Annotated in this window: 18 protein-coding genes; all 18 read left to right on the top strand. The window is 73.1% G+C overall.

The features are described from left to right. Positions 1 to 9 precede the first annotated feature (9 nt). The 18 genes from rpoZ to lgt all read left to right on the top strand — a co-directional run bounded on the left by rpoZ (position 10) and on the right by lgt (position 16,498). The gene (gene rpoZ, locus ACULK4_RS10120) at positions 10 to 267 is read left to right on the top strand and encodes a DNA-directed RNA polymerase subunit omega (protein ID WP_067947279.1); all 258 of its coding nucleotides are present in this window, start codon (positions 10 to 12) and stop codon (positions 265 to 267) included. Positions 268 to 280: 13 nt separating this feature from the next. Next, the gene (gene coaBC / locus ACULK4_RS10115; RefSeq protein ID WP_445964302.1) at positions 281 to 1,558 is read left to right on the top strand and encodes a bifunctional phosphopantothenoylcysteine decarboxylase/phosphopantothenate--cysteine ligase CoaBC; all 1,278 of its coding nucleotides are present in this window, start codon (positions 281 to 283) and stop codon (positions 1,556 to 1,558) included. Next, positions 1,555 to 2,748: a methionine adenosyltransferase gene (gene metK, locus ACULK4_RS10110; RefSeq protein ID WP_445964301.1), complete on the top strand. Its 1,194-nt coding sequence runs from the start codon at positions 1,555 to 1,557 to the stop codon at positions 2,746 to 2,748. Before coaBC ends, metK begins: the two co-directional genes overlap by 4 nt. Position 2,749: 1 nt before the next feature. After that, on the top strand, positions 2,750 to 4,705 hold the full coding sequence (locus tag ACULK4_RS10105; RefSeq protein ID WP_445964300.1) for a primosomal protein N' family DNA-binding protein: 1,956 nt from the start codon (positions 2,750 to 2,752) through the stop codon (positions 4,703 to 4,705). Positions 4,706 to 4,766: 61 nt separating this feature from the next. Continuing rightward, entirely contained in the window at positions 4,767 to 5,702 is a 936-nt protein-coding gene (gene fmt / locus ACULK4_RS10100) for a methionyl-tRNA formyltransferase (RefSeq protein WP_445964299.1), read from the top strand. A gap of 77 nt (positions 5,703 to 5,779) precedes the next feature. Then, positions 5,780 to 7,171 carry an RsmB/NOP family class I SAM-dependent RNA methyltransferase gene (locus ACULK4_RS10095; protein WP_445964298.1) on the top strand — a complete coding sequence of 464 codons (1,392 nt, stop codon included), beginning with the start codon at positions 5,780 to 5,782 and terminating at the stop codon, positions 7,169 to 7,171. A 9-nt stretch (positions 7,172 to 7,180) separates the two neighbouring features. Next, complete coding sequence (rpe, locus tag ACULK4_RS10090; RefSeq protein WP_445964297.1) at positions 7,181 to 7,852, top strand: ribulose-phosphate 3-epimerase; 672 nt, start codon at positions 7,181 to 7,183, stop codon at positions 7,850 to 7,852. Between the two features lie 9 nt (positions 7,853 to 7,861). After that, positions 7,862 to 8,125: a phosphoribosyl-ATP diphosphatase gene (locus ACULK4_RS10085; protein WP_445964296.1), complete on the top strand. Its 264-nt coding sequence runs from the start codon at positions 7,862 to 7,864 to the stop codon at positions 8,123 to 8,125. Positions 8,126 to 8,172: 47 nt separating this feature from the next. Further along, complete coding sequence (gene hisG / locus ACULK4_RS10080) at positions 8,173 to 9,012, top strand: ATP phosphoribosyltransferase (RefSeq protein ID WP_445964295.1); 840 nt, start codon at positions 8,173 to 8,175, stop codon at positions 9,010 to 9,012. Between the two features lie 9 nt (positions 9,013 to 9,021). Then, positions 9,022 to 9,783 (top strand): imidazole glycerol phosphate synthase subunit HisF, encoded by a 762-nt coding sequence (gene hisF / locus ACULK4_RS10075; RefSeq protein ID WP_445964294.1) that lies wholly within the window; start codon positions 9,022 to 9,024, stop codon positions 9,781 to 9,783. Continuing rightward, entirely contained in the window at positions 9,780 to 10,208 is a 429-nt protein-coding gene (gene hisI / locus ACULK4_RS10070) for a phosphoribosyl-AMP cyclohydrolase (protein ID WP_445964293.1), read from the top strand. Before hisF ends, hisI begins: the two co-directional genes overlap by 4 nt. After that, the gene (locus tag ACULK4_RS10065; RefSeq protein WP_445964292.1) at positions 10,205 to 11,740 is read left to right on the top strand and encodes an anthranilate synthase component I; all 1,536 of its coding nucleotides are present in this window, start codon (positions 10,205 to 10,207) and stop codon (positions 11,738 to 11,740) included. Before hisI ends, ACULK4_RS10065 begins: the two co-directional genes overlap by 4 nt. Positions 11,741 to 11,744: 4 nt before the next feature. Then, the gene (locus ACULK4_RS10060; RefSeq protein WP_445964291.1) at positions 11,745 to 12,413 is read left to right on the top strand and encodes a Trp biosynthesis-associated membrane protein; all 669 of its coding nucleotides are present in this window, start codon (positions 11,745 to 11,747) and stop codon (positions 12,411 to 12,413) included. Positions 12,414 to 12,447: 34 nt separating this feature from the next. Next, the gene (locus ACULK4_RS10055; RefSeq protein ID WP_445964290.1) at positions 12,448 to 12,678 is read left to right on the top strand and encodes a DUF6704 family protein; all 231 of its coding nucleotides are present in this window, start codon (positions 12,448 to 12,450) and stop codon (positions 12,676 to 12,678) included. A 3-nt stretch (positions 12,679 to 12,681) separates the two neighbouring features. Next, entirely contained in the window at positions 12,682 to 13,452 is a 771-nt protein-coding gene (gene trpC, locus ACULK4_RS10050) for an indole-3-glycerol phosphate synthase TrpC (protein WP_445964289.1), read from the top strand. A 1-nt stretch (position 13,453) separates the two neighbouring features. Continuing rightward, entirely contained in the window at positions 13,454 to 14,662 is a 1,209-nt protein-coding gene (gene trpB / locus ACULK4_RS10045) for a tryptophan synthase subunit beta (protein ID WP_445964288.1), read from the top strand. After that, positions 14,659 to 15,444, top strand: a complete 786-nt coding sequence (gene trpA, locus ACULK4_RS10040) for a tryptophan synthase subunit alpha (RefSeq protein ID WP_445964287.1) — start codon at positions 14,659 to 14,661, stop codon at positions 15,442 to 15,444. The genes trpB and trpA overlap by 4 nt, the downstream gene beginning before the upstream one ends. A gap of 64 nt (positions 15,445 to 15,508) precedes the next feature. Next, a complete protein-coding gene (gene lgt, locus ACULK4_RS10035) occupies positions 15,509 to 16,498 on the top strand; it encodes a prolipoprotein diacylglyceryl transferase (RefSeq protein WP_445964286.1) in 990 nt (329 codons plus the stop codon). The last annotated feature ends 134 nt before the right edge of the window (positions 16,499 to 16,632 follow it).

Raw genomic sequence — 16,632 nt, 5'->3', positions numbered from 1 at the left:
GGAGCCTCCATGGCCGAGAAGCTGTCCGGCATCATCGACCCGCCGATCGACGACCTGCTGTCGAAGGTCGACTCGAAGTACCAGCTGGTCATCTTCGCGTCGAAGCGCGCGCGGCAGATCAACGACTACTACGCCGACCTGCACGAGGGCAGCCTGTTCGACAACGTCGGGCCGCTCGTCGACTCGTCGATCGACGACAAGCCGCTGTCGGTCGCGCTCCACGAGATCAACGAGGACAAGCTGCGCCTCCGCCCGATCGGCGAGTAGCCGGCAGGCGCGCATGGCGCTGAACATCGTCGTCGGCATCACCGGCGGCATCGCGGCGTACAAGGCCGTGTCGGTGGTGCGCTCGCTGGTGCTCGCCGGGCACGACGTCCACGTGGTGCCGACCGAGTCGGCGCTGCGGTTCGTCGGTCGGCCGACGCTCGAGGCGATCTCACGCAATCCCGTGCACACCGACCTCTTCGAGGGCGTCGCCGAGGTCCGGCACGTCGCGATCGGCCAGGCGGCCGACCTGATCGTGATCGCCCCGGCGACCGCGAACAGCATCGCGAAGCTCGCGGCCGGCCTGGCCGACGACCTCCTGGGCAACACCGTGCTCGCCAGTGAGGCGCCGGTCGTCGTCGCGCCGGCGATGCACACCGAGATGTGGCGGCATCCGGCGACGCAGGCGAACATCGCCACGCTCCGCGAACGCGGCGTCACGGTCGTCGGTCCCGCGGTGGGCCAGCTCACCGGCAGCGACAGCGGGCCGGGGCGTCTCGAGGAGCCGGACGTGATCGTCCGTGCCGCGCTCGAGGTGGCCGAGCGGCGTGCCGAGGCCGGCGGCCGACGGGGCGCGGCCCTCACGGATCGGCAGGACCTCGCGGGTCGGCGCATCGTCGTCTCCGCGGGCGGCACGCGCGAGCCCCTCGACCCCGTCCGCTTCCTCGGCAACCGCTCGAGCGGCAAGCAGGGCGTCGCCATCGCCGAGGCCGCGGCCGCGCGCGGCGCCGACGTCACGCTGGTCGCGGCGAACCTCGAGGTGTCCGAGCCCGGCGGATGCCGCGTGCGCGCCGTCTCCACCGCGCTCGAGTTGCGCGACGCGATGCGCGAGGCGTCCGAGGGCGCCGACGCGGTCGTCATGGCGGCCGCCGTGGCCGACTATCGGCCGGCGACGGTCAGCGAGGGCAAGATCAAGAAGGTCGACGGCGAGGAGCACATGACCGTCGAGCTCGTCCGGAACCCCGACATCCTCGCCGAGCTCGGCGCGAGCGCGCACGACGGCACGCTGCTCGTCGGCTTCGCCGCCGAGACCGAGCCCGATCCGGAGCGGCTGGTCGAGCTCGCCCGTGCGAAGCGGCGTGCCAAGGGCGCCGACCTGCTCATCGTGAACCGCGTCGGCTGGTCGGAGGGCTTCGCCGCCGACGAGAACACCGTCTCGGTCATCGGCCCGGACGACGCGGTGGTCGCCGAGGTCGTAGGCAGCAAGGTGTCGGTGGCGCACGGCATCCTCGACATCATCGCCGGTCGGCTCGCGCCCGGCGCCGCACCCACGAAGGAACCCCACTCCGCATGAGCGCACTGCGCCAGTTCACGTCCGAGTCCGTCACCGAGGGCCACCCCGACAAGATCTGCGACCAGGTCTCCGACGCGATCCTCGACGCGTTGCTCGCCGTCGACCCGCACGCTCGCGTGGCCGTCGAGACGCTCGTGACCACGGGGCTCGTCCACGTCGCGGGCGAGGTGTCCACCTCGGGCTACGTCGAGATCCCGGCTATCGTCCGCGACCGCATCACGTCCATCGGCTACGACTCGTCCGACGTGTGGTTCGACGGGCGCTCGTGCGGCGTCTCCGTCTCGATCGGCGGCCAGTCGCCCGACATCGCGCAGGGCGTCGACCGCGCATACGAGTCGCGCGAGGGCGCGAGCATCGACGAGCTCGACCAGCAGGGTGCAGGGGACCAGGGCATCATGTTCGGCTACGCCGTGCGCGAGACGCCCGAACTCATGCCGGTGCCGATCTGGCTCGCGCACCGGCTCGCCGAGCGGCTCGCCCGCGTCCGCAAGGAGGGCGAGCTCGACTACCTGCGTCCCGACGGCAAGACCCAGGTGACCATCGGCTACGAGGGCCAGACGGCGCGCACGATCGAGACCGTCGTGCTGTCGACGCAGCACGCGACGAGCGTGTCGACCGAGCAGCTCCGCGCCGAGGTCGAAGAGCTGGTGATCCGACCGGTGCTCGACACGGTCGAGCTCTCCCGCCCCGAGCTCAAGGTCCTCATCAACCCCACCGGGCGGTTCGAGATCGGCGGCCCGCAGGGCGACGCCGGCCTGACGGGTCGCAAGATCATCATCGACACCTACGGCGGCGCGAGCCGACACGGCGGCGGCGCGTTCAGCGGCAAGGACCCGTCGAAGGTCGACCGCTCGGCCGCATACGCCATGCGCTGGGTCGCGAAGAACGCGGTCGCGGCCGGGCTCGCCGACCGGCTCGAGCTGCAGGTCGCCTACGCCATCGGAGCGGCCGCGCCCGTGGGACTCTACGTCGAGACGTTCGGCACGGGCCACGTGCCCGAGGATCGCATCATCGATTCGATCCGCGAGGTCTTCGACCTGCGGCCCGCCGCGATCATCCGCGACCTCGACCTGCTGCGGCCGATCTACGCCGACACTGCGACGTACGGCCACTTCGGCCGCGAGCTGCCCGCGTTCACCTGGGAGCGCCTCGACCGGGTCGACGACCTGCGCGCGGCCGCCGGGCTCTGACGTGACCGCAGGGCCGGTGGCGAGGGTCCTCGTCGACTCGCCCCTGCCGCAGCTCGACCAACTCCTCGACTACCGCGTGCCCGAGAGGCTGGCGGCCGATGTCGTGCCGGGTGTCCGGGTGCGGGTGCCGCTTCGCTCCGGCGGGCGCATCGCGCAGGCCTGGGTGGTCGAGCTGGCCGAGCGGAGCGAGTTCCGCGGCGAGCTGAGCGACGTCGATGACGTGGTGGGCGGGGTGCCGCTCCTCACGCCCGACGTGTGGCGGATGGCGCGCGCCGCGGCCGACCGTGCGGCGGGGAACGCGAGCGACATCCTGCGCATCGCGATCCCAGCGCGCTACGTGCGCGCCGAGAAGGCCTGGCGGGCCGACCCGGGCGACCCCGGTCCGCTGCCGGCCGATCCGGCGCCGTTCGACGAGTACGAGGCGGGTCGCGTCGAGCACGGCATCCAGGCGGGTGAGCGCATGGCACTCATCGCCGATGCCCGACCGGTGCGACTGGGCTCGGGCACATGGGTGGGCGCGTGGGCCCGCACCCTCGCCCTCGCCGCAGCCCATGTGCTCGCGGAGGACCGCTCGGCCGTCATCGCGGTCCCGGACTACCGTGACCAGGAGCAGTTGCAGGCGGCCCTGGCCGAGGTCGTGGACCCGCGTCGCGTCCTGCGCACCGACGCCCGTCAGTCGGGTCCGGACCGGTTCCGCGCGTTCCTCGATGCGACCGGTGACGCGGCACGCGTCGTGATCGGCAACCGGTCGACGGTCTACGCGCCCGCGGCCCGGCTCGGCCTCGTCGCGGTGTACGACGACGGCGACCCGCTGCAGGCCGAGCCGCTCGCGCCAGGCGTCCACGCGCGCGACGCCGCGCTCATCCGGCAGGAGCAGTCGGGTGCGGCCCTCGTGTTTCTCGCGCACAGTCGCAGCGTGGAGGTCCAGCGGCTCGTCGGCCTCGGCTGGGTGCACGAGATCCCGCTGCGGCGCGGCGCGCGGCCGCGGGTCGTGCTCACCGAGCAGCAGGCCGCCACGGGCAGCGGCGGTGCGCGCATCCCCTCGGCCGCATGGCGCGAGGCCCAGGAGGCGATCGCGCACGGGCCCGTCCTGGTGCAGGTCGCGCGTCCCGGGCACGCGCCCATGCTCGTGTGCGACCGGTGCCGCGAGCCGGCGCGCTGCGCCGAATGCGGCGGAGCGGTCGTCGTGCCGCGGTCCGGCGGCACCCCGGCATGCACGCTCTGCGGCACGACGGCGGCCGGTTGGTCCTGTCGCGTGTGCGAGTCGACCGGGCTGCGCGCCGCGGTGGTCGGCGCGAGCCGAACCGCCGAGGAGCTCGGTCGCGCCTTCCCGCGGTCGCGCGTGGTCGTCTCCGATGGTGAGCGCCCCCTGCTGCGGGTGGGCGAGGAACCACAGCTCGTGATCGCCACGCGGGGCGCCGAGCCGGTCGCCGACGGCGGCTACCGGGCCGTGCTGCTCCTCGACGGCGAGCGCATGCTGCTGCGCGAGTCGTTGCGCGTCGCCGAGGACTGCCTCCGCTGGTGGTCCGACGCCGCGGCGCTCGCGGCGCCGGGCGCGCCCGTGTACCTCGTGGGCGTGGGCGGCGCGCTCGGCACCGCACTCGCCACCTGGAGCCAGGCGCACTGGGCGGCCGGCGAGCTCGAAGCCCGTCGCGCGCTGCGGTTCCCGCCGGCCGTCCGGATGGCGTCGGTGACGTCGTCGCCGGAGCGGCTCGCGCCGGCCCTCGAGCGGATCCGGACGATCGACGGAGTCGACGTGCTCGGTCCGGTTCCGGCCGACGACGGCCTCGAGCGCGCGATCGTGCGATTCGGCTACGGTGCGGGCGCGGACGTCGCGGCGGCGTTGAAGGCCGAGGCGATCCGGACCGCGACCGAACGGCGTCGCCCCGTCGCGGGGAGACGTCCCCGACGACCGCCGATCCTCCGCGTGCGGATGGACGATGCCGACCTGCCCTGACCGCCGCACCGCCGACCCGCGGGTGCAGGGGCGTGGCGGCGCGCGGCTGGGATGATGGAGTGTGCCCCAGCTCCGGATCGTCTTCGCGGGAACCCCCGCCGCCGCCGTGCCCACGCTCGAACGTCTCGCCGCATCGGCGCACGAGGTGGTGGCGGTCGTGACCCGCCCGCCGGCGCCGCTCGGCCGCAAGCGCATCCTGACGGCGTCACCGGTCGCGGCCGCCGCAGAGCGGCTGGGCATCCCCGTGATCGACGCCCGACGGCTCGACGACGACGCGACCGCGCGGATCGCGGCACTCCGACCCGACCTCGGCGTCATCGTCGCGTACGGCGGACTCGTGCGCGAGCCGCTGCTGTCGACGCCCGTGCACGGCTGGATCAACCTGCACTTCTCGGCCCTGCCCGCGTGGCGCGGTGCGGCGCCGGTCCAGCGGGCGCTCATCGCGGGCGACGACGAGCTCGGCACCTCGGTCTTCCGCCTCGTGCCGGAGCTCGACGCGGGCGACGTCTACGCGGTGCGGACGCGCTCGGTCGAACCCGGCGAGACTGCCGGGGCCGCGCTCGAGTCGCTTGCGGCATCCGGTGCCGGGCTCGTCACCGAGGTCGTCGACGCGATCGCCGACGGCACCGCGGCGGCGACCCCGCAGGCGGGTGAGCCCACGTTCGCGCCGAAGCTGACGATCGACGACGGCCGGCTCGACTGGACCCGCCCGACCGGCGAGGTCGACGCACGCTTCCGCGGCGTGACGCCCGAGCCGGGCGCGCACACCGAGGTCGACGGGACGCGGCTCAAGGTGCTCGAGGCCGGCCCGGTGGCATCCGCGCCCGCCGCACCGCGTCTGGAGCCGGGCGAAGTGCGCGGCGACCGCCGCCGCGTGCTCGTCGGCACCGCCGATGGCGCGATCGAGCTGCGCCGCGTGCAGCCCGCCGGGCGCAACGCGATGGGCGCCGCCGACTGGTGGCGAGGCCTCGGGGTGGAACAGGCGGTCGCCCGATGAGCGGCCCGGACCCTCGTCGGACCGGCGGTGGCGCGGCACGCCGCCCCGGCGGTGCGCGCGGGAGCCGACCCGACCGCGTGGCGCGGTCCCGGATCGTCGCGTACGAGGTGCTCGAGGCCGTCCGCGACTCCGACGCCTACGCCAACCTCCTGCTGCCGACCCGCATCGAGCGCGCGCGCCTGAGTGAAGCGGATGCCGCATTCGCGACCGAGCTCACGTACGGCACGCTCCGCATGCAGGGCTTCTACGATGCCGTCATCGCGCTCGCCGCCGGCCGGCCGGTCGAGCAGGTGGACCCGCCGGTCCTCGACGTGCTCCGGCTCGGCGCGCACCAGCTGCTGGCGACGCGCGTGGCCACGCACGCTGCCGTGAACGAGTCGGTCGCGCTCGCGCGCCGCGTCGCACCGGCCGCGGCCGGGTTCGTGAACGCGGTACTGCGCACCGTGTCGCGCCGCGAGGTCGACGACTGGCGTGCGCTCGTCGCCGACGAGGCCGGCTCACCCGACGAGGCGCTCGCGTCCGTGCATTCGCATCCCGTCTGGGTCGTGCGCGCGCTGCGTACCGCGCTCGAGCGCGAGGGCCGCGGCGACGAGCTCGTGTCTCTGCTCGAGGCCGACAACGCCGCGCCGAGGGTCAACCTCGTGTCGCTTCCCGGTCTCGGCGCCGATCCCGGCGCCCTCGGCGAGCCCGACCGGTACTCGCCCGTGGGCCTCACCGCATCGGAGCCGCTGCGCCTCGTCGCCGAGCACGACGGACGGGTCCGCGTGCAGGACGAGGGGTCGCAGCTCGCCGCGCTCGCACTCAGCCGGGTCGCGCCGATCCGGACGGGCGAGCGGTGGCTCGACCTGTGCGCGGGCCCCGGCGGCAAGACGGCGCTGCTCGCGGCCGAGGCGCTCGCCGGCGGCGCGACGGTCTCGGCGAACGAGGTCGTGCCGGCGCGCGCCGATCTCGTGCGCCGGGCGGTGGCCGCGGTGCCGGCAGAGGTCGCGGTCGACGTGGCCGACGGCCGCCAGCTCGACCCCGCCGAGCGTGGGGCGCCGGGCGGGTTCGACCGGATCCTGCTCGATGCGCCCTGCACGGGCCTCGGGGCGCTGCGTCGGCGGCCCGAGGCGCGGTGGCGCAAAGCGCCGGCGGATGTCGCGGAGCTCACGGCGCTGCAGGGCGAGCTCGCCGACGCGGCCTTCCGCGCGCTCGCGCCAGGCGGCGTCCTGGCCTACGTGACCTGCTCGCCCCACACGTCGGAGACGCACGGCAGCCTCGGGCGGGCACTCGCGCGCTGGGGCGACGAAGCGGAACTGCTCGACACCGCCGGGGTCGTGCAGTCGATCGCGCGACATCCGCTCGACCTCGCCGGCGACGGTCGCACGGTGCAGCTGTGGCCGCACCGCCACGGCACCGATGCGATGTTCATCGCGCTCGTACGTCGCATCGCGTCGGGGCGCGGGCCGGGCGACGCCGCCGATCGATAGGCTGACGGGATGACGATGCGGATCAACCCGAGCATCCTCGCTGCCGACTTCGCGAACCTCGAGCGCGAGCTCGGGCGCATCGACACGGCCGACCTGGTGCACGTCGACGTGATGGACAACCACTTCGTGCCGAACCTCACGTTCGGCCTGCAGATGGTGACGCGCCTGCAGGAGGTCTCGCCCATCCCGCTCGACGTGCACCTCATGATCGACGACCCGAACCGGTGGGCGCCCGCCTATGCGGAGGCGGGCGCGTACTCGGTCACGTTCCACGCCGAGGCCGCGGGCGAGCCGGTCGCCCTCGCCCGCCGCCTGCGCGCCATCGGCGCTCGTGCGGGCATCGCGCTGAAGCCCGGGACCGACGCTTCGCCCTACCTCGACCTGCTGCCGGAGTTCGACCAGGTGCTCGTGATGACGGTCGAGCCCGGCTTCGGCGGGCAGGCGTTCATCCCCGAGACCATGCCGAAGCTCGCCCGCATCGCCGACGCCGTCCACGACGCGGGCCTCGACGTGTGGCTGCAGGTCGACGGCGGCATCACCGAGCAGACGATCGGCATCGCGGCGGAGGCGGGCGCCGACACGTTCGTCGCAGGGTCGCACGTGTTCAACGGCGACGTGCCCGCCGAGCGCATCGAGGCGCTGCGGGCGGCCGCGTCCGCCCACCCGCACCGGCACCGGTAGCCTAGACGGGTGAAGACCTTCGACGACCTCTTCGTCGAGCTCAGCGACAAGGCCCGCACCCGCCCCGAGGGTTCCGGCACCGTGCGCCAGCTCGACGCCGGCGTGCACGCCATCGGCAAGAAGATCGTCGAGGAGGCCGCCGAGGTGTGGATGGCCGCCGAGTACCAGTCCGACGCCGAGACGGCCGAGGAGATCTCGCAGCTGCTCTACCACCTCCAGGTGATGATGCTCGCCAAGGGGCTCACCCCCGCCGACGTGTACCGACATCTCTGATCACGCCCATGCCCGCAGATCAGTTCCGTCGACACGAAAGCCAGGGAATGCTTCGAATCGCCGTGCCCAACAAGGGTTCGCTCTCCGAGACCGCCGCGCAGATGCTCTACGAGGCCGGGTACACCGGCCGCCGCGATTCGCGCGAGCTCATCGTCGCCGACCCCCGCAACGGGGTCGAGTTCTTCTACCTCCGCCCGCGCGACATCGCGACGTACGTCGGCTCGGGCGCGCTCGACGTCGGCATCACCGGCCGTGACCTGCTCCTCGACTCCGGGTCGGAGGCGGGCGAGATCGCGTCGCTCGGCTTCGGCGACTCGACGTTCCGGTTCGCCGGCGCGCCGGGGGCGTTCGACGCGCTGCAGGACCTCGAGGGCGTGCGCGTCGCGACGAGCTACCCGGGCCTCGTGGGCGACTTCCTCGCCCGGCACGGCGTGACGGCGAAGCTCGTCAAGCTCGACGGCGCCGTCGAATCCGCGGTGCGGCTCGGCGTCGCCGATGCCGTCGCCGACGTCGTCTCGACGGGCTCGACGCTCCGCAAGGCGGGCCTCGACATCTTCGGTCCGGTCATCCTCGAGTCCGAGGCCGTGCTCATCGGCTCGGGCGTCGAGCGACCGGGCACGCAGACCCTCGTGCGCCGCCTGCAGGGGGTGCTCGTCGCCCGTCAGTACGTGCTCGTCGACTACGACGTGCCCGTCTCGCACCTCGAGGAGGCGACCGCGGTCGCCCCCGGCTTCGAGTCGCCGACCGTCTCGCCGCTGCACGACCCGGAGTGGGTCGCAGTGCGCGTGATGATCCCGCGCGCCGAGGTCAACCACGTCATGGACGACCTGTACGCCCTGGGCGCGCGCGCGATCCTCGTGAGCGCCATCCACGCGGCACGGCTGTGAGGTGAGCGGATGTCGCTGGCCGTCCGTGTGATCCCGTGCCTCGACGTGGCCGCGGGCCGCGTCGTCAAGGGCGTGAACTTCCTCAACCTGCGCGACGCGGGCGACCCGGTCGAACTCGCCGCGAAGTACGCCGCGCAGGGCGCCGACGAGCTCACGTTCCTCGACGTGACCGCGACGGTCGACGACCGGGCGACCACGTACGACATGGTGCAGCGGGTCGCCGAGCAGGTCTTCATCCCGCTCACCGTGGGCGGCGGCATCCGCTCGGTCGACGACGTCGCACGGTTGCTCGGCCACGGTGCCGACAAGATCGGCGTGAACAGCGCGGCGATCGCACGACCCGAGCTCATCGCCGAGATCGCCGACCACTTCGGCGCCCAGGTGTGCGTGCTCTCCCTCGACGTGAAGCGCTCCGACCGCGCCGAGTCCGGCTTCGTCGTGACCACGCACGGCGGCCGCACCGAGACCGACCTCGACGCGCTCGAGTGGGCGCGCCGCGCGATCGAGCTCGGCGCCGGCGAGCTGCTCGTGAACTCGATCGACGCCGACGGCACCAAGGCCGGCTTCGACCTCGAGCTCGTCGCACGGATGCACGCACTGTCGTCGGTGCCCGTGGTCGCCTCGGGAGGCGCCGGCGCGCTCGAGCACTTCGCGCCGGCCGTCGCCGCGGGTGCCGACGCGGTGCTCGCGGCATCCGTGTTCCACAACGGCGAGCTCACCGTCGGCCAGGTGAAGCGCGCCCTCGCGGCCGACGGGAGGACCGTGCGATGACCCACGCAGGCGACGAGGAGCTGGAGTCCGACACCGAGCGCTGGGCTCCGGATGCCACGGCGGTCGACCGTGCGGCCTTCAATGCCGACGGACTGCTCCCCGCGATCATCCAGCAGTGGGACACCGGCGAGGTGCTCATGCTCGGCTGGATGGACCGCGAGGCCATGCGCCGCACCCTCACCGAGGGACGCGTGACGTTCTGGTCGCGGTCCCGACAGGAGTACTGGCGCAAGGGCGACACCTCCGGCCACGCCCAGCACGTGCGGTCCGCCGCGCTCGACTGCGACGCCGACGCGTTGCTCGTGCAGGTCGAGCAGGTCGGCGTCGCCTGCCACACCGGCACCCGCACCTGCTTCGACGGCGACCCGCTGTCCGTCTACGCCGGCAGCCCCGAGCAGTCCGCGTCCGAGGGAGGAATCCGATGACGGCCGCCCGCACCGCCACCACCACCCTCGAGGACTTCACGACGCTGCTGCCCGGGCGACGCGTCGTGCCCGTCGTGCGCGAGCTCTTCGCCGACGGCGAGACGCCCGTCGGGATCTACCGCAAGCTCGCCGGCGGCCGCCCGGGAACCTTCCTGCTCGAATCCGCGGAGCAGGGCGGCATCTGGTCGCGCTACTCGTTCGTCGGCGCCGGGTCGTACGGCGTGCTCACCGAACGCGACGGCGCGGTCGAGTGGCTCGACTACGGCCTGCCGCACGAGCGCGCCCTCGGCGCGGCATCCGCCGGCCTCGCGCCGCTCGCCGCGCTCGAGGCGGTCTACGAGCGATGGGCGACCGACGACGTGCCCGGTGCCCCGCCGCTGACCGGAGGCCTCGTGGGCTTCATCGGCTGGGAGGCGATCCGCCAGATCGAGCGCCTGCCGAACCGCCCGCCCGCCGACTACGCCATGCCGGGCCAGGCGTTCGCGTTCGTCTCGGAGCTCGTGGTCATCGACCACCGGACGGGGACCGTGCAGCTGGTGGCATCCGTGCTCAATGACCGCGACGAACCTGTCGAGGCGCTCTGGGCCGACGCCCAGGCGCGCCTCGACCGCATGCAGGCGGAGCTCGCCGAGCCCGCCGAGGCGCACCTCGCCGAGATCGACCTCGCGCGCGCCGCCGAGCCGCGCTACCGCACCGAGAAGGCCGATTTCCTCGCCGCGGTCGAGCGTTCCAAGCACTACATCCACGAGGGGGACGTCTTCCAGGTCGTGATCTCGCAGCGGTTCGAGCAGGATGCCACGGCGCACCCGATCGACGTGTACCGAGTGCTCCGCAGCCTGAACCCGAGCCCCTACATGTACCTGCTGCACCTCGAGGACCCGGCGGGCGAGCCGTATTGGATCGTCGGCTCGTCGCCCGAGGCGCTCGTCAAGGTCGAGGACGATCGCGTCTACACGCACCCCATCGCCGGATCCAAGCCGCGCGGCGCCACACCGGAGGACGACGCCGACCTCGAGGCCGAGCTCATCGCCGACCCGAAGGAGCAGGCCGAGCACCTCATGCTCGTCGACCTCGCCCGCAACGACCTCGCGAAGGTCTGCACAGCCGGCACCGTCGAGGTGACCGAGTTCATGCGGGTCGAGCGCTTCAGCCACATCATGCACCTCGTCTCGTCGGTCGAGGGCGACCTCGCGCCCGACGCCAACGCGATCGACGTGTTCCGTGCGACGTTCCCCGCCGGCACGCTCTCGGGCGCGCCGAAGCCGCGCGCGCTCGAGATCATCGACGAGCTCGAGCCCGCGCAGCGCGGGCTGTACGGCGGCGTGGTCGGCTACTTCGGCTTCGGCGGCGACGCCGACCTCGCGATCGCGATCCGCACCGCGACGATCTCGGGCGGCGTCGCACGCGTGCAGGCCGGCGGCGGCCTCGTCGCCGACTCGAACCCCGAGTCGGAGTACCAGGAGTCGGTCAACAAGGCAGCGGCGCCGCTGCGCGCGGTCGCGGTCGCCAACGCGATGCGGCGGGTGGGCTGAGCCGATGCGTCGTGAGCGGATGAAGCTGCCGGCGATCCTCGCCCTGCTCGCCGGTTCCGGCCTCTCGCTGCTCGCCTGGAGCCAGGGCTGGTTCACGGTGCGCCTCGTCGACGGCCAGGCGACGGCCGGAGGCGCCACCTCGATCGAGGTCGGGGGAGCGGTCGCCTCGCCCGCGCTCGCCGCGCTCGCACTCGCGGGGCTCGCCCTCGCCGGGGCGCTCGCGATCGCCGGCCCGGTCATCCGGCTCGCGCTGGGCGTGCTCGCGATCGTGCTGGGCGGCTCCGTCGTGCTCGCCGCATGGCTGTCGCTCGCCGACCCGGTCGCGGCCGTCTCCGCCGCGGTCGCCGACGCGACGGGCGTGGCAGGCGCCGGGCCGACGGCGGAGCTCGTCGGCGCGGTGACCGTGACGGCATGGCCGTACGCGGCGGTCGCCGGCGGGGTCCTCATCGGCACGGCGGGCGTCGTGGTGCTCGTCACCGGGCGCGCCTGGGCGACCTCGCGTCGCTACGGCGGTGGAGCCCGCATGGTCGCCGACGGCACGATCGACGAAGCCGCGCCCGCGGATCGCGCCGTCGACGACTGGGACGGGCTCAGCCGCGGCGACGACCCCACCGACGAGGAACGCGACCACGCGGATGGCGACGGCCCCGGGACACCCGGTCGCACCCGGTAGACTCTCCACGATCCCCACGCACAGAAGGAGCACCATGAGCACTGAGCACGCTGATCCCGGCCACGGACACTCGCCCGCGGCGTGGACCGCCGTGACCATCATGCTCATCGCGTTCGCGATCGGCACCGTCGCATTCTTCCTCGACGTGCAGTGGCTCGTCTGGGCGTCGGCGGTTCTGCTCGTCGTCGGCGCGATCGTCGGCTGGGCCCTCGCGAAGGCGGGCTACGGCGTCGACGGCGCCAAGGTCGCGCCCAAGGCGCACTGACGCGTGCTCGCCGAGCTCACCGCGAACGCGGTCGCCGACGCCGAGTCCCGGCGCGCCGAGCGGCCGATGACCGACGTCGAGGCCGCGGCCCTCGCGCGCCCTGCGGCGATCGACGCGCTCGCGGCGCTCCGGCCCGCAGAGCACGTCAAGGTGATCGCGGAGATCAAGCGTTCGAGCCCCTCGCGAGGACCGCTCGCGACGATCGACGACCCCGCTGCGCTCGCCCGCACCTACGAGCTGGGCGGCGCGAGCGCGATCAGCGTGCTCACCGAGGGTCGCAGCTTCGGCGGGTCGCTCGCCGACCTCGAGTCGGTGCGGCAGGCGGTCTCGCTGCCCGTCCTGCGCAAGGACTTCATCGCGACGGCGTACCAGGTCTTCGAGGCCCGCGCTGCGGGCGCCGACATGGTGCTGCTCATCGTCGCCGCGCTCGACGACGACACCCTGCGCGACCTGTACGGCCTCATCACCGAGCTCGGCATGACCGCGCTGGTCGAGACGCACTCCGCCGACGAGCTCGACCGCGCCGTGCAGCTCGGCGCGCGGCTCATCGGGGTCAACGCGCGCGACCTGACCACGTTCGAGCTCGACCGCGACCTGTTCGGCCGGCTCGCCGACCGCTTCCCCGACGGCGTCGTCCGCGTAGCCGAGTCGGCGGTGCTCACTCCGGCGGATGTCGCGCATTACCGTGCCGCGGGCGCCGACGCCGTGCTCGTGGGGGAGGCGCTCGTCACGGGCGACCCCATCTCGAACCTCTCTGCATTCCTGGCGGTGTGACATGGCCCTTCGTGCCCAGACCGGTCCCTACTTCGGCGAGTTCGGCGGACGATTCGTCCCCGAATCGCTCATCGCGGCGCTCGACGAGCTCTCCGAGGCGTACACGCTCGCGAAGCTCGACCCCGCCTTCGGCGAGGAGCTCGCCGAGCTCGGGCGCAGCTACACCGGGCGACCCTCGATCATCACCGAGGTGCCCCGCTTCGCCGAGCACGCCGGCGGCGCGCGGATCATCCTGAAGCGCGAAGACCTGAACCACACGGGCTCGCACAAGATCAACAACGTCCTCGGCCAGGCGTTGCTCACGCGTCGAATCGGCAAGAAGCGAGTCATCGCCGAGACCGGCGCGGGGCAGCACGGCGTGGCGACCGCGACGGCGGCGGCGCTCTTCGGCCTCGACTGCACCATCTACATGGGCGAGGTCGACACCGAGCGACAGGCCCTCAACGTCGCACGCATGCGGTTGCTCGGTGCCGAGGTGATCCCGGTCAGGACCGGGTCGCGCACGCTGAAGGACGCGATCAACGACGCGATGCGCGACTGGGTGACCAACGTCGACACGACCAACTACATCTTCGGCACGGTCGCCGGACCCCACCCGTTCCCCGAGATGGTGCGCGACTTCCAGAAGATCATCGGCGAAGAGGCACGGCAGCAGGTCATCGACCTGACGGGCGGACTCCCCACCGCGGTCGCCGCGTGCGTCGGCGGCGGGTCGAACGCGATCGGCATCTTCCACGCCTTCCTCGACGACGCCGACGTCGCCCTGTACGGGTACGAGGCGGGGGGTGAGGGCGTGGAGACCCCGCGTCACGCCGCGACGATCTCGAAGGGCCGGCCCGGCGTGCTGCACGGCGCGCGGAGCTACCTGCTGCAGGACGAGGACGGCCAGACCATCGAGTCGCACTCGATCTCGGCCGGCCTCGACTACCCGGGCGTCGGTCCCGAGCACTCGTGGCTCGCCGCGCTCGGACGCGCGACGTACGTCCCCGTCACCGACGCCGCCGCGATGCAGGCGCTTCGCCTGCTGTCGCGCACCGAGGGCATCATCCCCGCGATCGAGTCGGCGCACGCACTCGCGGGTGCCCTCGAGCTCGGCCGCGAACTCGGACCGTCCGCCACGATCCTCGTGAACCTCTCCGGGCGCGGCGACAAGGACATGGAGACCGCCGCCCGGTACTTCGAGCTGCTCGATGGCGGGAGCGGCGAGTGAGGAACGTCGGACCCGTCATCCGTCGTCGCAACGAGGAGGCCGCCGGGGCGCTCATCGGCTACCTGCCGGTCGGCTTCCCCACGCTCGACGCGAGCGTCGACGCCGCCGTCGCCCTCGTCGAGAACGGCGTCGACGTGCTGGAGCTCGGCCTGCCGTACTCCGACCCGGTCATGGACGGCACCGTCATCCAGGCCGCGACCGTGCAGGCGCTCGCGAACGGCTTCCGCCTCGCCGACGGCTTCGAGGCCGTGCGGCGGGTGACCGAGCGGGTCGATGCGCCTGTGCTCGTCATGACCTACTGGAACCCCGTCGTGCAGTACGGCGTGGACCGGTTCGCCGACGACCTCGCCGCCGCCGGCGGAGCAGGGCTCATCACGCCCGACCTCATCCCCGACGAGGGCGCCGACTGGATCGCGGCCTCCGAACGCACCGGCCTCGACCGGGTCTTCCTCGCGGCGCCGTCGTCCACCGACGCGCGCATCCGCCAGTCCGTCGAATCCAGCCGCGGCTTCGTGTACGCCGTCTCCACGATGGGCATCACCGGCGCGCGCACCGACGTCGACCAGGCGGCGCGCACGCTCGTCGGGCGGCTGCGCGCCGCCGGCGCCGAGGCGAGCTGCGTCGGGCTCGGCATCTCGACCGCCGCACAGGTCGCCGAGGTGCTCGAGTACGCCGAGGGGGCGATCGTCGGCTCGGCGCTCGTGAAGGCCCTCGCCGACGGCGGCGTCGACGCGGTGGGCGCACTCGCGGCCGAGCTCGCGCGCGGCACCGTCCGCAAGTGAAGTAGTCTCGACGGGGCCGCCGCCCGCGACGGCCCCGCACCATCGACGAAAGGCAGACGCCGGCGTGTTCGCACCGCTCAGCATCCCGACTCCCGACCCGGAGTGGCAGGCCCTGGAGATCCCCGTCCCGTGGGGCACGCTGACCATCCAGATGTACGCCCTGTTCATCCTCACGGGCATCATCATCGCGACCATCATGACGTCGCGCCGCCTGACCAAGCGGGGCGCCGAGCCCGGCATCGTGCTCGACGTGGTGCTCTGGGCCGTGCCGCTCGGCATCATCGGGGCACGTATCTACCACGTGCTGACCCATCCGGACGACTACTTCGCCGGCCAGGAGTGGTGGCGAGTCTTCGCGATCTGGGAGGGCGGGAACGCCATCTACGGATCGCTCATCGGCGGCGCGGTCGGCGTCATCATCGCCTGCCGGATCACCGGCCTGCGCTTCTGGTCGTTCGCCGATGCGCTCGCGCCCGGCCTGCTCGTCGCGCAGGCGATCGGGCGCCTCGGCAACTGGTTCAACGCCGAGCTCTACGGCTGGCCGACCGACCTGCCGTGGGGTCTCGAGATCCCCTTCGACAACGCCGCCTGGCCGCAGGGCCTGCCGGAGGGCACGCTCTTCCACCCGACCTTCCTCTACGAGATCGTGTGGAACCTCGTCGGCGTGGCGGTGCTCCTCGGGCTCGAGCGGTTCTTCCGCCTGCGCTGGGGCATGATGTTCGGCGCCTACCTCATCTGGTACGGCGCGGGCCGGGCGGTCTTCGAGACCATCCGCGTCGACCCGAGCGAGATGTTCCTCGGCATCCGGTCGAACGTCTGGGCGTCGTTCGCCGCGATCGTGATCGGCCTCGTCATCATCCTCGTGCAGCGCCGCCGTCACCCCGGCATCGAGCCGAGCGTGTACCGGCAGGGCCGTGAATGGCGGCCCGTGGATGCTGAGGTAGACTCGGACGACACCGAGTCCGACTCCGACTCTCTCGACGATGGCGTCGAGGGTGAGAACGAACCCGGCGAGCCGGCTGCCACAAGCTCGAGCCGCTCGGCCTCCTCGTAGGCCACGCCACCCACCGCGTTCTCCGACTCGGCGCCGCACCTAGCGCCGTGACACCTCCCTCCGTGGGCCGACGTCGTCCCCGCTGCCAACGAGATACCGAGGACGGTCCAACGTGTCGCTTCCCCCTCCCCACT

It is taken from the genome of Agromyces selenitireducens, from assembly GCF_052748465.2.
The sequence above is the reverse complement of the archived record's forward strand: the minus strand, read 5'-3'. Positions and strand labels throughout refer to the sequence as shown.

What these genes read in the sequence shown, in the direction of transcription:
- rpoZ (WP_067947279.1), top strand. Translation starts at nt 10, where the DNA reads ATGGCCGAGAAGCTGTCCGGCATCATCGACCCGCCGATCGACGACCTG.
- coaBC (WP_445964302.1), top strand. Translation starts at nt 281, where the DNA reads ATGGCGCTGAACATCGTCGTCGGCATCACCGGCGGCATCGCGGCGTAC.
- metK (WP_445964301.1), top strand. Translation starts at nt 1,555, where the DNA reads ATGAGCGCACTGCGCCAGTTCACGTCCGAGTCCGTCACCGAGGGCCAC.
- rpe (WP_445964297.1), top strand. Translation starts at nt 7,181, where the DNA reads ATGACGATGCGGATCAACCCGAGCATCCTCGCTGCCGACTTCGCGAAC.
- hisG (WP_445964295.1), top strand. Translation starts at nt 8,173, where the DNA reads ATGCTTCGAATCGCCGTGCCCAACAAGGGTTCGCTCTCCGAGACCGCC.
- hisF (WP_445964294.1), top strand. Translation starts at nt 9,022, where the DNA reads ATGTCGCTGGCCGTCCGTGTGATCCCGTGCCTCGACGTGGCCGCGGGC.
- hisI (WP_445964293.1), top strand. Translation starts at nt 9,780, where the DNA reads ATGACCCACGCAGGCGACGAGGAGCTGGAGTCCGACACCGAGCGCTGG.
- ACULK4_RS10065 (WP_445964292.1), top strand. Translation starts at nt 10,205, where the DNA reads ATGACGGCCGCCCGCACCGCCACCACCACCCTCGAGGACTTCACGACG.
- ACULK4_RS10060 (WP_445964291.1), top strand. Translation starts at nt 11,745, where the DNA reads ATGCGTCGTGAGCGGATGAAGCTGCCGGCGATCCTCGCCCTGCTCGCC.
- ACULK4_RS10055 (WP_445964290.1), top strand. Translation starts at nt 12,448, where the DNA reads ATGAGCACTGAGCACGCTGATCCCGGCCACGGACACTCGCCCGCGGCG.
- trpB (WP_445964288.1), top strand. Translation starts at nt 13,454, where the DNA reads ATGGCCCTTCGTGCCCAGACCGGTCCCTACTTCGGCGAGTTCGGCGGA.